Below are 13,591 nucleotides of genomic sequence, written 5' to 3'. Positions count from 1 at the left end.
CTGGTTGCTCAACGCCTGGGGTGGAGTATCCGCCGGCAGCTCCGGCTACCAGATCCCGCCGGGCACCCTGCCCTTCGGCAGCTGAGCCACATCCGGCGCGGGCGCGCACGCGAGCACCACGAAACTCGCGGGCGCGTCAGCCTCGGTCGCCCAGAATGAGCTGGGCGAGATGCCTGCTCGGACGTCCGGCCAGCTGCGTGGCCTGGGTCCGGCAGGAGAAGCCGTCGGCGATCAAGATCGCATCGTCGGCCGCGCGCCGCAACGCGGGTAGCAGACCGTTTTCCGCCACCGCGACCGAAATGTCGTAATGGCCCTTCTGCATTCCGAAGTTGCCGGCCAGCCCGCAACACCCGGTGATTTCGGTCACCGTGACGCCCATTCTGGCTAATATCCGGCGATCGGCATCGAAGCCGAGAACCGCGTGCTGATGACAATGCGGTTGCACCACCACCGACTGCCCGGAAAGGTCCGGCGCGACCCAATCCGGTTCCGCATCGAGGAACTCGGCGAGGGTGCGCACCGCCGCCGCGGTACGCGCCGCGCGCGGGTCCTGCGGCAGTAGTTCCGGCAGGTCGGCGCGGAGTGCGGCGGTGCAGGAGGGTTCGAGGCCGACGACGACGCCACCGGCCCGCACATGCTCGTCCAGCGCGTCCAGCGTCGCCCGCAGCCGCTTACGGGCACCGTCCAGCTGGCCGGTACTGATCCAGGTGAGCCCGCAGCAGACCCGTTCTTCCGGGACGCGGACCCGGTAGCCCAGCGATTCCAGCAGCCGCACCGCGGCCAGGGCGATCTCGGGATCGAAGGCCTCGGTGAAGGTATCGATCCACAGCATCACCTCGGTGGCGCCGGTCGAATCACCGCGTGAGCGTCGGCTGTCGCGCCAGATCCGGCGGAAGCCGCGCGCGGCGAGCCGCGGCACCTCACGCCGTGGATCCATGCCGCCGGCCCGGAGCCCGAGCCGGCGCAGCGCCTCGACCCGAGAGGCGGCATTCACCAGCCGCGGCGTGCGTCCGGCCGCCGCCAGCCAGCGCGGTAACCAGCCGAGCGTGTAGTGATCGACCGGCCGCGGACGACGGCGATAGCGGCGATAGAGCGCCTCGGATTTGTAGGTGGCCATATCCACACCGGCCGGGCAGTCCGACCGGCACGCCTTACAGGACAGGCACAGCTCCAGCGACTGCGCCACCGCGGGTGACGACCACGGCAGCGCGCCACGCACCACCTCCTGCAATACCCGGGCACGCCCGCGCGTGCTGTCCTTCTCATCGGCGGTCGCCAGGTAGGACGGACACATGAAGCCGCCGCTCGCGCCGGTATCGGCACGGCATTTGCCGACACCGACGCACCGGTGCACGGCCGTACTCAAGTCACCGTCGTCGTGCGGGTAGGCGAAGCCGACGCCCGCGACGTTCGGCAGCCCGGCCAGGCGCAGGTCGTGGTCGATCGGCGCCGGATCGACGAGCACGCCGGGGTTCAGCACGCCGTCCGGATCGAACAGGGCCTTGAACCCGGCGAACGCCCGCAGCACTTCGGGGGTGTACATGACCGGCAGCAGTTCCGACCGGGCGCGGCCGTCGCCGTGTTCGCCCGATAGCGAGCCGCCGTAGCGCACCACCAGCTCGGCCGCATCGCGCAGGAAGGCCCGGAAACGTTGCGGCGCATCGGCGATCGGCAGATCGAGGCGCACGTGGATGCAGCCGTCGCCGATATGGCCGTAGAGCAGCCCGTCGACGTGATGTTCGGCGGTGAGGGCACCGAAATCGCGCAGATACGCGCCGAGATGTCGCGGCGGAACGGCGGCGTCTTCCCAGCCGGGCCACGCCGGGCGGCCGTCGGGGGTGCGACCGGCCAGACCGGCTCCGTCGGCGCGGATTCGCCAGAGGGCCGCGGCGGCAACGGGATCGGTGACGATGGTGGCGTCCAGCGCGCCCGCCGACCGGCACAGCCTGGATGCGGCCGCGACGGCCTCCTGCGTGGTGTGGCCGGCGAGTTCGACGAACAGCCAGCCGTTGCCGCGCGGCAGGTCGGGCACGGTGCCGCGATGGGTGCGGACGATATCGACGAGGCGGGCATCGATCCCTTCCACCGCGAGCGGCGCATGCGCGGTGACCGCGGCGATATCGTCGGCGGCGGTGGCCATATCGGGGTATCCGAGAACCGCGAGCACCGTCGCGGATGGCACCGGAACCAGATCGACGGTGGCTTCCACCAGCACACCGCAGGTGCCCTCGGTGCCGACGAATGCCTTGGCGATCGACGAACCCCGTTCGGGCAGAAGATGTTCCAGTCCATAACCGGAAGCCTGGCGTTCGAAGCGGCCGAGGCCGGTGCGCACCACCGCCAGCGCGCCGCGGGTGAATTCCGGGAGCCCCGGTAGCACCGACAGATCGTCGGCCAGCACCCGTTCGGTGCAGGTGCCGTCGAGAACACGCAGCTCACGCACGGTATCGGAGGTACGGCCCCAGGCCAGGGCGTGCGGGCCGCAGGCATTGTTGCCGATCATGCCGCCGAGGGTGCAGCGGTTCTGCGTCGACGGGTCGGGGCCGAACCGCAGCCCGTGCTCGGCTGCCCGCCGTTGCAGACTCGACAGGATGAGACCCGGCTGCACCCGAGCGGTGCGTCTTTCCGGATCCAGCTCCAGCACCGCACCCATATGCCGGCTGAAATCCAGCACGATGCCCGGGCCGATGGCATTGCCCGCCACCGACGTTCCCGCACCGCGCGCGGTGATCGGCACGCCTTCGGCCCGCCCGAATTCCAGCACCGCCGCGACATCGGCGTCCTCGCGCGGGAACACCACCGCCGCGGGAAGCACCCGGTAGTTCGACGCATCCGAGGAGTATTCGGCGCGCCGCCGCTCCGATACGTCGACCTCGCCGCGGAGCCGGGAGCGCAGCGCCCGCGCCAACCGAGCCCGTCCGTCCTCGTCGGTCACGCCGTCCAGCGTAGGCGGCCACCTCGCCTGCGCATGGCCCGCCGCACCCAGTGGCTAGCGCCTGCGCTCAGTCCGGTGCACTAAGCGACCACGGCGCCCGCACTCGACCCGGCACGAAATCGCGCTCCGAAACAACTTGCTCTCAACCTTTGTTGAGGTCTTAGTGTCGGTGGCCTGAGGTTGACTGGCGGGGAGTGGAAGGACGTGTCGAGGTGAGCATCGAATCGGTGGCCTGGAACCAGATGTACCGGCGGATGAACGCGCCGAAGGAGCAGCGGCCGTTCAGTATGGCCACGGCTCGGCGGATCCTGCGCTTCGCTGCGCCGCACAAACGCCGGCTCGGCGTGTTCCTGCTGTTCAGCGTGGTGTCGGCGCTGTTGGCGGTGGCGACGCCGCTGCTGGCCGGGCGGGTGGTGAACGGGATCGTCGACGGTGCGGCGCCGCGCGTGGTGGTCATCCTGGCGCTGGCCATCGGCGGACTCGCGATCGTCGACGCCGGGCTCGGATTGGCGATCCGGTGGCTGTCGGCCCGCATCGGCGAGGGACTGATCCTCGACCTGCGCACCGCCGTCTTCGACCACGTGCAGAAGATGCCCATCGCCTTCTTCACCCGCACCCGCACCGGCGCGCTGGTCAGCCGATTGAACAATGACGTGATCGGCGCGCAGCGCGCGTTCAGCGACACGCTCTCCGGCGTGGTGGCCAATCTGGTGACGGTCCTGCTGACGCTGGTGGTGATGATCCAGCTGTCCTGGCAGATCACCCTGCTGGCGCTGCTGCTGTTGCCGGTGTTCGTGATCCCGGCGCGCCGGATGGGTGATCGGCTCGCCGATATCCAGCGCGAGGCCGCGGGCCTGAACTCGGCGATGAGCACCCAGATGACCGAACGCTTCTCGGCGCCGGGCGCGACGCTGGTCAAACTGTTCGGCCGGCCGCATCAGGAGTCGGCGGAGTTCGCGCTGCGGGCACGGCGGGTCCGCGATATCGGGGTGCGCACCGCCATGCTGCAGACCGTCTTCGTCACCTCCCTGACGTTGGTCTCCGCGCTGGCGATCGCGCTGGTCTACGGGCTCGGCGGCTGGTACGCGCTGGCCGGACGGCTGGACGCGGGCGCCGTCGTCGCCCTGTCGCTGCTGCTGACCCGGCTGTACTCGCCGTTGACGGCGCTGGCCAGTGCGCGGATGGAGATCATGTCCGCGCTGGTGAGCTTCGAGCGGGTCTTCGAAGTGCTGGATCTGAAGCCGCTGATCGAGGACGCGCCGAATGCCGTCCCGGTCCCGGAGGGTCCGGTCGCGGTGGAGTTGCGGAATGTGCGCTTCGGCTACCCATCGGCGGACAAGGTGTCGCTGGCCTCCCTGGAAGAGGTCGCGACGCTCGATACGCGCGGCGGAGTGGAAGTGCTGCACGATATCTCGCTGCGCGCCGAACCCGGGGAGATGGTGGCACTGGTCGGTTCGTCCGGAGCCGGTAAGTCCACCATCGCGCAGCTGGTGTCGCGGCTCTACGACGTCGACAGCGGCGCGGTACGGCTCAACGGCGTCGATGTGCGTGAGCTGAGCACCCGCTCGATCCAGCAGGCCGTCGGCCTGGTGACCCAGGACGGGCACCTGTTCCACGACACCATCCGCGCGAATCTGCTGCTGGCTCGTCCCGAGGCCACCGAGGCCGAGCTGTGGGACGCGCTGGAGCGAGCGCGGCTGCGTGATCTGGTCGCGTCGCTGGCCGACGGGCTCGACACGGTGGTCGGCGAGCGCGGATACCGGCTCTCGGGTGGTGAGCGTCAGCGGCTCACCATCGCCCGGCTGCTGCTCAAGCAGCCTCGCGTGGTGATTCTGGACGAGGCCACCGCCTCTCTGGACTCGACCTCCGAGGCCGCGGTGCAGGAAGCACTGGCCGAGGCGCTCGAAGGGCGCACGGCGCTGGTCATCGCGCACCGCCTCTCCACCATCCGGGCCGCCGACAAGATCGTGGTGCTGGAGGACGGACGCATCGTCGAACGCGGCACCCACCCGCAGCTGCTGGCCGCGGGCGGGCGGTACGCGGAGTTGTACCGGACGCAGTTCTCCGAGGAGCCCGCTATCGTCGCCGCCTGAACGGCCGACGGTCCAGGACTTCCGCCCGCCGCACCGGCCGCCCACACGACATCCGTGCGGGCGGCCGACGTGTGGGACTTCAGGCGACCGGGCACCGGAAAGCCGGCGCGGCTCGCCCGGCTTCGATCAGAACTCGCCTGCGACCCCGAAGACCGTGCGGCCCGAATGCGTGCCGTCCTTGATCGAGCGCAGCACCCGCTCGGCATCGGTCACCGGTGCGAAATTCTCGATCTCCGACAGGTGGCGCGGGCGCAGCTCGTTGGCCAGCCTGCGCCACAGCTCGCGCCGCTTCTCGATCGGGTGGTTCACCGAGTCGATGCCGAGCAACGCCACACTGCGCAGAATGAACGGCATCACGGTGGTGGGGACCTCGGTTCCACCGGTCAGGCCGCTGGCCGCGACGGCGCCGCCGTAGCCGATGGCGCTGAGCACATAGGCCAGCGACGCCCCGCCGACGCTGTCGACCGCACCGGCCCACCGGGCCTTGGACAGCGGACGGACCTTGGTCTCCGGTTCCGGGAGGCGGCCGATCACCTCGTTGGCCCCGAGCTCGGCCAGCCGATCTGCGGCGTCGGCCTTTCCGGTCGAGGCGATCACCTCGTAACCGAGTCCGGACAGAATGTCGACGGCCACGCTGCCGACCCCGCCGGTCGCGCCGGTGACCAGGATGGCGCCGTCATCGGGAGTGAGGCCGCGGTCGAGCAGTGCCTGCACGCTCAGCGCCGCGGTGAACCCTGCCGTACCGAGGGCGGCGGCGTCGCGGGTGGACAGCCCGTCCAGCTTCACCACCCATTCGGCGGGCACCCTGGCGTATTCGGCGAAACCGCCGTGATGCGAGACGCCGATCTCGTAGCCGTGGGCCACCACCTGATCGCCGGGCGCGAAATCCTCGGATTCGGATTCCACGACTTCACCGGTGAGGTCGATACCGGGGACGATCGGGTAGTTGCGCACCACGCCGCCGCCCGGGGTGATGGCAAGGCCGTCTTTGAAGTTGGCGCTCGAATAATGCACCTTGATCGTTACCGCACCCGGTCCGAGGAACTCCGCCCCGACCTGCTGCCGCGCGAGCACGACGCCGCTGTCCGATTCGTGTGCCACCATCGCCCAGAATTCCATGGGCCCGAGCATACGAGCGTGCGGCCGCGGAGAGGTCAGACCGGAACCAATTCGAGCCGGACGCCGAGCAGCCGGACCGGGCGATCGAGCTCGAAGCGGTCGATGATGCGCAGGGCGGCGTCGATGATGGCGTCGCGGTCGGTGGTGGGTTCGGGCAGTTTGGTCTGTTTGCTGCGGGTGTAGAAGGTGTTGGTGCGCACGGTCACCGACACCCGGATGGTGATCCGGCCCGCTTCGGCCATTTCATCGGCCACCTCACCGGCCAGCCGCGCGACCTGGGCGCGGATCTCGTCCCGTTCGGTGAGGTCGTGCGGGAACGTTTCGGATTTGCTGCGGCCCACCGGGATTCGCGGCTCGGTGACCACGTCGGTATCGCCCGCGCCCTTACCGAGCACCCAGAGGTACGGGCCGGTGGTCGGCCCGAAGGCCGCGGCCAGCCGATGCCGGTCCGAGGCCATCAGGTCACCGACCGTCTCGATCCCGAGTTCGGCCAGGCGGGCGGCGATCCGGTTGCCGATACCCCACAGCGCGCTGGTTGGGCGGTGCGCCATCACCTCGGTCCAGTTGGCGGCGGTGAGCCGGAACATGCCCGCCGCCGCGCCCGCACCGGGTTCCGCGGAATCCTTGCCGGAGGATTTGGCGAAACCGGTGGCGAGTTTGGCGGTGAGCTTGTTGTCGCCGATGCCGACCGAGCAGCTCAGCTCCAATTCGGCGATGGCGGCGCGGATGTCGCGGGCCAGGCCTTCCGGATCGTCGGTGTCGGCGGCCAGGAACGCCTCGTCCCAGCCCCAGACCTCCACCGGACCGAAGGTCCGCAGCAATGCCATGACCTCCTCGGAGGCCTCTTCGTAGCTGGCCATGTCCAGCGGCAAGAACACACCGTCCGGGCATTTGCGCACCGCGGTGCGCAGCGCCATGCCTGCCCGCACCCCATAGGCCCGCGCCGGATAGGAGGCACAGGTGACGACCTTGCGCGGCTCCTGCGGATCCCCGTTCCCGCCGACGATCACCGGCTGCCCGCGCAGCTCCGGATGACGACGGAACTCCACCGCCGCCTGGAATTGGTCGAGATCGACATGCAGCAGCCACCTGGGCATACGTCCGTCTTACCGCATGGGTATGACTCTCGACTCCGTCCGCGCCGCGGCGACGCGGCAGATCGCGGATGGCCGACCGGAATCGGCGACCGTTGCGGTGAAGGACTTTACGGTGTAAATGTGTGGCTTATCGCGCTGTAGCCGGCCTCGAACGGGTCGGCCCGGCAACGACCAGGAGGTACCCGCCTGATGACCATTCCCGAACTCGGTATCGAGCAAGCGCGGCAGGTGCTCGCCGCGCAACCGTTCGCACAGCTGGTCGGCACGGAGTTGACGGCGTTCGGGGATGGCACGGCGACGTTGGTGATCCCGTTGCGGAAGGAACTCGGCCAGCAGTTCGGGTTCGTGCACGGGGGAGTGCTGGCCTACGCGGCCGACAACGCGATCACCTTCGCGGCGGGAACAGTCCTCGGGGCCAATGTGCTCACCGGCGGTTTCTCGGTGACCTACCTGCGGCCGGCGAGCGGAACACTGCTGCGGGCGCAGGCGAAGGTGACCGGTTCGACCCGCCGCCAGGCCGTGGTCAGCTGCGAGATCTATGCCGAGGACGGCGACGGTGAGCCGGTGCTGTGCGCGGTCGCGCAAGGCACCACACGCACCGTCGAACGCGAACTCGGCAACGGCGGCTGAGCTACCGGGCCAGCAGTGCGCGCAGCGCGCGAATGATCTCATCGGGCGCCTCTTCGGCCATGAAATGGCCCGCATCGAGCGTGCTGTGATCGAGGTCGACGGCCCAGTTCCGCCACAGCCGCGCCGCGTCGAACCCGAGCGCGGAGCCCCAATCCTGCTGGATGACGGTCACCGGCATCGCCAGCCGGTGACCGGCCGCCCGGTCCGCACTGTCGTGTTCGATATCCACCCCCGCGCTGGCGCGATAATCGGCGACGATCGACGGCACCGCCTCGCGTGCGGCACGCAGATACTCGGCGCGGATACCGGCCGGAATGGCGGTCGAATCGCGAGTCCAGATGTCGAGGAAGTAGCCGAAGAACGCATCCGCGCTCGCCGCGATCATCTGTTCCGGCAGGCCGGCCGGCTGCGCCATCAGATACAGGTGGAACGCGACCGCGGCGTCGGCGCCGTGCAGCACCTCCCACATGTCGAGGGTGGGTAGCACATCCAGGGACGCCAGGTGGGTGATGCGGCCGGGATGGTCGAGTCCGGCGCGGATCGCCACGAGGGCGCCGCGGTCGTGGCCCGCCACCGCGAAACGGTCGAAGCCGAGCGCTTCGGCAACGGCGACGATATCGGCGGCCATGGTCCGCTTGGAGTACACGTCACGGTCGCGTTCGGCCGGCTTATCGCTGGCGCCGTATCCGCGCAGGTCGGGGCAGATGACGGTGTGCTGAGCGGCGAGGTCGGTGGCCACGTGCCGCCACATCAGGTGGGTTTGCGGAAACCCGTGCAGCAGCACGATCGGGCTGCCGGAACCGCCGACGGCAACCTGTAGGGCGATATCGTCGGCGACGCGCACGCGCCGGGAGTCGAATCCGGGAATCATCGAGGTCATCGGGTATTTCTCCTTGATCGGTTCGGTCTCGACCAGGCTGGCGTGGCCCGATGAGCAACCGATGAGCGCGCTATACCGTGAGGGCGTGACAGTCTCGTTCGGCGTGCTCGGACCCGTGCTCGCCTGGGATGCCGACGGCGCACGGATCGACCTGAAAGGCCCGAGGCATCGGGCGGTGCTGGCGCGATTGCTCGTAGCGCGCGGGCGGGTCGTGCCGGTGCAGGTCATCATCGATGACCTGTGGGGGCCGGGCGGGGGCACCAAATCCGCGGTCCGCACGTTCGTCGCCGCATTGCGTCGCGCGCTCGAACCGCAGCGTCCGGCTCGCACCGCCGCCCGGCTCCTGGTCACCGAGGGCACCGGATACGCCCTGCGGGCCGAGCAGGACCGGGTCGACGCGTGGCGGTTCGAGCGGGCGGTGCGCGAGGGGGCCGACCTCACGCCCGCCGACGCGCTGTCCACGCTCACCGAAGCGCTCGGCTGGTGGCGCGGGCCGGCCTACTCCGAGTTCGCCGATATGGCTTGGGCTCGAACAGAATCGGCACGGTTGGAAGAACTGCGGCTCACCGCCGTCGAGCGGCAGGCCCGAGCCCGGCTGACGCTCGGGCGTGCCGCCGACGCAGTACCGGATCTGGATGCGCTGGTCGGCACCCATCCGTGGCGGGAGGAGGCGTGGCGGCTGCTTGCCCTCGCCCTGTACCGATCCGGACGCCAGGGCGACGCACTCGCGGTATTGCGCAGGGCGCGTGGCATTCTCGTCGATGAGCTCGGCGTCGACCCCGGACCGCGATTGGCCGCGACGGAGTCGGCCATCCTGCGCCACGACATCGGTGTCGACGACGCTGCCGAGCGGGTGTGGGCCGAGGCCACCGCGGCCTACGACCGCACCGTGGCAGGCGGAGCCACCGCGCGCCTCGAATCGACGGTCGGGCTGCTGCGCAGTCTTGCGATGACCGGCAGCGGCGGGCTCGCCGCCGCCAGGCAGCAGCGGCTCGACACGGTCGCCGCGGCCGAACGCCTCGATGATCCGCAGCTCACCGCACGCATCATCGGCAGCTACGACGTGCCGGGCATATGGACTCGATCCGACGATCCCGACCAGGCGGCCCAGATCACGGCCGCCGCCGAACGCACGCTCGCCCGGCTACCGGCGGACGCGGCGGCCGGCTCGAGGGCCCGGCTGCTGACGACCATCGCCGTCGAAACCCGGGGAATCCGCAGCCGCCGCGGGCTCGACGCGGCCCGCGCGGCCACCGGAATCGCTCGGGCACTGGATGATCCGTCCCTGCTCGCCTTCGCATTGAACGGCCTCTTCCTCCAGACCTGTGATCGCCCCGGCCGCGCCGGCGAACGCGAAGCCATCGGCCGGGAACTGGTGGAACTGTCGCGCCGCCACGAGCTGGTGCCGTTCGAAATCCTCGGCCACCTCGCCCTGATGCAGACCCGCAGCGCTTTCGGTGATTTCGACCAGGCCGACGTCCACGCCGGTGCCGCCGACCGGCTGGGAGCCCGCAACGAACGGCCGCTGGTCGCGGTGTTCACCGGGTGGTATCGCGCCATGCGGGCAGCCGCGACCGGCGCACCGATCGAGATCGCCGAAGCGGGCTATCGCACCATCGCCCAGCGGTACGAGAACTGCGGTATGCCGGGATTCGAGCAGGGCGCGCTGCCGATGGCATTGCTGTGCCTGCGGGTATGGCGCGGGGCTCCGGCGGAATTCCCGGCAGCGACCGAGTGGGGCCCCTATGAGCCGTGGGCTCGGCCGCTGCTGCTACTGGCCGAAGGGCGCCGCGACGAGGCCCGGGCACGCCTGGCCCGTGTCCAGGAACCACCGCCGGGTCTGCTGATCGAAGCGTTGTGGAGTCTTATCGCACGAGCGGCGATAGATCTCGGCGACCACGCCGCGATGGCGCGCGCCCGTGCTCGGTTGACGCCCGCCGCGGGCGAGATCGCGGGCGCGGGCAGCGGGATCCTCACCGCGGGGCCGGTGCAGGGGTATCTCACCGAACTGGACGACGCACTCGCGCGGGAATAGCGAGTTCGCACCCCGGTGGTCGGGCCGAAAATCACCTCGGGCAGACGAATTCGCCATTGCGCGACGCTGATTCGCAACCGGATACGCACACCCTGTCGAGCGGTGTCGCAACCCTGCTCACCGGTCGATTCGGGGGATCGCCTTCGATACCCGCGGCGCGGGGGCACAACCTGAGGTATCCGCAGATGCCGAACGAGCCGTGCCCATCGCGGGGCACGGCTCGTTCGGCGTCAGGGCTGCGGCGGATCAGGCCGTGGCCGCCAGCGGCCGTCCGTCCAGCGCCGGTTCCTGGACCGGCTCGATGGCGTAGGCGAGGATCTCGGCCACATCGGCGACCGGGCGGACATCCAGCGCGGCGAGCACCTCGGCCGGGACGTCGTCCAGATCCGGCTCGTTGCGGGCCGGGATGAACACCGTCTTCAGGCCGGCCCGTTGCGCGGCGAGCAGCTTCTGCTTGACGCCGCCGATGGGCAGCACCCGGCCGTTCAGCGTGACCTCGCCGGTCATGCCGACATCCGAACGCACCTGCCTGCCGAGAGCCAGCGATACCAGGGCCGTGACCATGGTGACACCGGCCGAGGGACCGTCCTTCGGCACCGCGCCCGCCGGGAAGTGCACGTGGATATTGCGATCCAGCACCGAGGGCTCGATGCCGATCTCTTCCAGGTGCGAGCGGACGTAGGTCAGCGCGATCTGGGCCGATTCCTTCATGACGTCACCGAGCTGGCCGGTGAGCGTCAGCGAACGTTCGCCGTCGACGGCGTTGGTCTCGATGTAGAGCACATCGCCGCCGAGACCCGTCACCGCCAAGCCGGTGGCCACGCCCGGGACGGCGGTGCGTTCCACCGAATCCGGGGTGAAGCGGGGACGGCCGAGGTATTCCTTCAGATCACCGACGTCGATGGTCAGCGATGCACCGGAACGCACTGCGGCCGGGTCCTTTTCGATGACCACGTCGTCGTAGCCGAGTTCGGCGTCGTAGCCGAGCCCGATCGTCGGCACGGCATCGGCGACCGAAGCACCCTCCGACAGCGTCGTGGCCGCCTTGCGCAGCGCCTTGGCGATCAACCGCTCCATCTGCCGCACACCGGCCTCGCGGGTGTAGTTGGCCGCGATCTCACGCAGCGCACCCTCGGTGACGGTCACCTCCTCGGCGGTCAGCGCATTGCGTTCCAGCTGGCGCGGGACCAGGAAGTCGCGGGCGATGGCGACCTTGTCGTCCTCGGTGTAGCCGTCGACGGTGATCAGTTCCATCCGGTCCAGCAGCGGGCCGGGGATGGTCTCCATGACGTTGGCCGTGGCGATGAACAGCACGTCGGACAGGTCCAGATCGAGGTCGAGGTAGTGATCGCGGAAGGTGTGGTTCTGCGCCGGGTCGAGCACCTCGAGCAGGGCCGCGGCCGGGTCGCCGCGGAAATCGGAGCCGACCTTATCGATCTCGTCCAGCAGCACGACCGGGTTCATCGAGCCGGCTTCCTTCATGGCCCGCACGATGCGCCCGGGCAGCGCGCCGACATAGGTACGCCGGTGACCGCGGATCTCGGCCTCGTCACGCACACCGCCGAGCGCAACTCGCACGAATTTGCGCCCGAGCGCCCGCGCGACGCTTTCACCCAGCGAGGTTTTACCCACACCGGGCGGGCCGGCCAGCACCAGCACCGCGCCGGAGCCGCGTCCGCCGACGACCTCCAGCCCGCGGGCGGCCCGCCGCGCCCGCACCGCCAGGTACTCGACCATCCGGTCCTTCACCTCGTCGAGGCCGTGGTGATCGGCGTCGAGCACGGCGCGGGCGGCCGAAACATCGGTGTTGTCGGTGGTTTTCACCGTCCACGGCAGTTCCAGGACGGTGTCGAGCCAGGTGCGGATCCAGCCCGATTCGGGGCTCTGATCGCTGGCCCGTTCGAGCCTGCCGACCTCGCGCAGCGCGGCTTCGCGCACCGTTTCGGGCAGATCGGCCTGCTCGACGCGGGTGCGGTAGTCGTCGGCGCCGTCGGGTTCGTCCTCGCCGAGTTCCTTGCGAATGGCGTTGAGCTGCTGGCGCAGCAGGAATTCGCGCTGACTCTTCTCCATGCCCTCGCGGACCTCTTCGCTGATCTTCTCCGAGACCTCGGTCTCGGCGATATGCGCCTTGGTCCATTCGATCAGCGTCGCCAGCCGCTGGGCCGGTTCCGGGGTTTCCAGCAGCTCGCGCTTCTGCTCGCTGGTCAGGTAGGTGGCGTAGCCCGCGGTATCGGCGATCGCGGAGGGATCGCTGAGCTGGTTGACCGCGTCGATGACCTGCCAGGCCTCCCGGCGTTGCAGCACCGAGACGACCAGCTTCTTGTATTCGGCGGCGAGTTCCTTGGTCCGCCCGTCGGCGGGCACGTCGGCTACCGGTTCGGCCTCCACCCACAGCGCCGCACCCGGCCCGGTCACCCCGTGACCGATCTTGGCGCGCCGCTCCGCCTTCAGCACCGCCGCGGGCGCGCCACCGCGCAGCCGGCCGACCTGTTCGATGGTGGCGACCACGCCGTAGGCCGCGTACCCCTCGTCCAAGCGGGGCGCGACCAGGACCTGGTCGGTCTTCGCGGCACGCGCGGCATCAATGGCCGCCTGCGCCGATTCGTCGAGTTCGATGGGCACGACCATGCCCGGCAGCACGATCGGATCGGTCAGGAACAGCACCGGCAAGTTCTGAGCTGCAGTCACGTCTTCGACCCTTTCAAAGTTGAGCGATGCCTACTCAACCCCGGGCAATTCGGGTTTGTTCCAGGGGAGTGGCGGGGTTCACTCAGGGCGAAAGCGGCGCCGAATACATCAGCG

At 69.8% G+C, this 13,591-nt stretch carries 8 protein-coding genes; 3 read left to right on the top strand and 5 right to left on the bottom strand.

The window, feature by feature from the left end; genetic code table 11:
- Window positions 1-136: 136 nt before the first annotated feature.
- Complete coding sequence (locus tag AC5W7N_RS05095) at window positions 137-2,935, bottom strand: FAD-binding and (Fe-S)-binding domain-containing protein (RefSeq protein ID WP_495923339.1); 2,799 nt, start codon at window positions 2,933-2,935, stop codon at window positions 137-139.
- A 212-nt stretch (window positions 2,936-3,147) separates the two neighbouring features.
- Between AC5W7N_RS05095 and AC5W7N_RS05090 the strand changes: the two genes are divergently transcribed.
- Complete coding sequence (locus AC5W7N_RS05090) at window positions 3,148-5,028, top strand: ABC transporter ATP-binding protein (RefSeq protein WP_163813397.1); 1,881 nt, start codon at window positions 3,148-3,150, stop codon at window positions 5,026-5,028.
- Window positions 5,029-5,154: 126 nt separating this feature from the next.
- On the opposite strand, the gene AC5W7N_RS05085 is transcribed toward AC5W7N_RS05090, so the two are convergent.
- The gene (locus tag AC5W7N_RS05085; protein ID WP_495923338.1) at window positions 5,155-6,147 is read right to left on the bottom strand and encodes an oxidoreductase; all 993 of its coding nucleotides are present in this window, start codon (window positions 6,145-6,147) and stop codon (window positions 5,155-5,157) included.
- A 35-nt stretch (window positions 6,148-6,182) separates the two neighbouring features.
- The gene (locus AC5W7N_RS05080; protein WP_495923337.1) at window positions 6,183-7,244 is read right to left on the bottom strand and encodes a DNA polymerase IV; all 1,062 of its coding nucleotides are present in this window, start codon (window positions 7,242-7,244) and stop codon (window positions 6,183-6,185) included.
- Window positions 7,245-7,433: 189 nt separating this feature from the next.
- On the opposite strand from AC5W7N_RS05080, the gene AC5W7N_RS05075 reads away from it, so the two are divergent.
- Window positions 7,434-7,874 (top strand): PaaI family thioesterase, encoded by a 441-nt coding sequence (locus AC5W7N_RS05075; RefSeq protein WP_163813394.1) that lies wholly within the window; start codon window positions 7,434-7,436, stop codon window positions 7,872-7,874.
- A gap of 1 nt (window position 7,875) precedes the next feature.
- Here AC5W7N_RS05075 and AC5W7N_RS05070 read toward each other — a convergent pair whose 3' ends face one another.
- Window positions 7,876-8,754: an alpha/beta fold hydrolase gene (locus AC5W7N_RS05070; protein WP_495923336.1), complete on the bottom strand. Its 879-nt coding sequence runs from the start codon at window positions 8,752-8,754 to the stop codon at window positions 7,876-7,878.
- An 85-nt stretch (window positions 8,755-8,839) separates the two neighbouring features.
- Here AC5W7N_RS05070 and AC5W7N_RS05065 point away from each other — a divergent pair, with 85 nt between their 5' ends.
- Window positions 8,840-10,789 carry an AfsR/SARP family transcriptional regulator gene (locus tag AC5W7N_RS05065; protein WP_490724322.1) on the top strand — a complete coding sequence of 650 codons (1,950 nt, stop codon included), beginning with the start codon at window positions 8,840-8,842 and terminating at the stop codon, window positions 10,787-10,789.
- A gap of 246 nt (window positions 10,790-11,035) precedes the next feature.
- Here the strand turns inward: AC5W7N_RS05065 and lon are convergent, their stop codons facing one another.
- Entirely contained in the window at window positions 11,036-13,417 is a 2,382-nt protein-coding gene (lon, locus tag AC5W7N_RS05060; RefSeq protein WP_218586404.1) for an endopeptidase La, read from the bottom strand.
- Window positions 13,418-13,591: the final 174 nt, after the last annotated feature.

This window comes from Nocardia sp. CDC519, from assembly GCF_059509835.1.
This window is presented reverse-complemented; position numbering and strand designations above follow the sequence as displayed.

Bases quoted from the DNA above. Each gene is read 5' to 3' on its own strand.
- AC5W7N_RS05085 (WP_495923338.1), bottom strand. From the start codon at position 6,147: ATGGAATTCTGGGCGATGGTGGCACACGAATCGGACAGCGGCGTCGTG.
- AC5W7N_RS05080 (WP_495923337.1), bottom strand. From the start codon at position 7,244: ATGCCCAGGTGGCTGCTGCATGTCGATCTCGACCAATTCCAGGCGGCG.
- AC5W7N_RS05075 (WP_163813394.1), top strand. From the start codon at position 7,434: ATGACCATTCCCGAACTCGGTATCGAGCAAGCGCGGCAGGTGCTCGCC.
- AC5W7N_RS05070 (WP_495923336.1), bottom strand. From the start codon at position 8,754: ATGACCTCGATGATTCCCGGATTCGACTCCCGGCGCGTGCGCGTCGCC.
- lon (WP_218586404.1), bottom strand. From the start codon at position 13,417: ATGGTCGTGCCCATCGAACTCGACGAATCGGCGCAGGCGGCCATTGAT.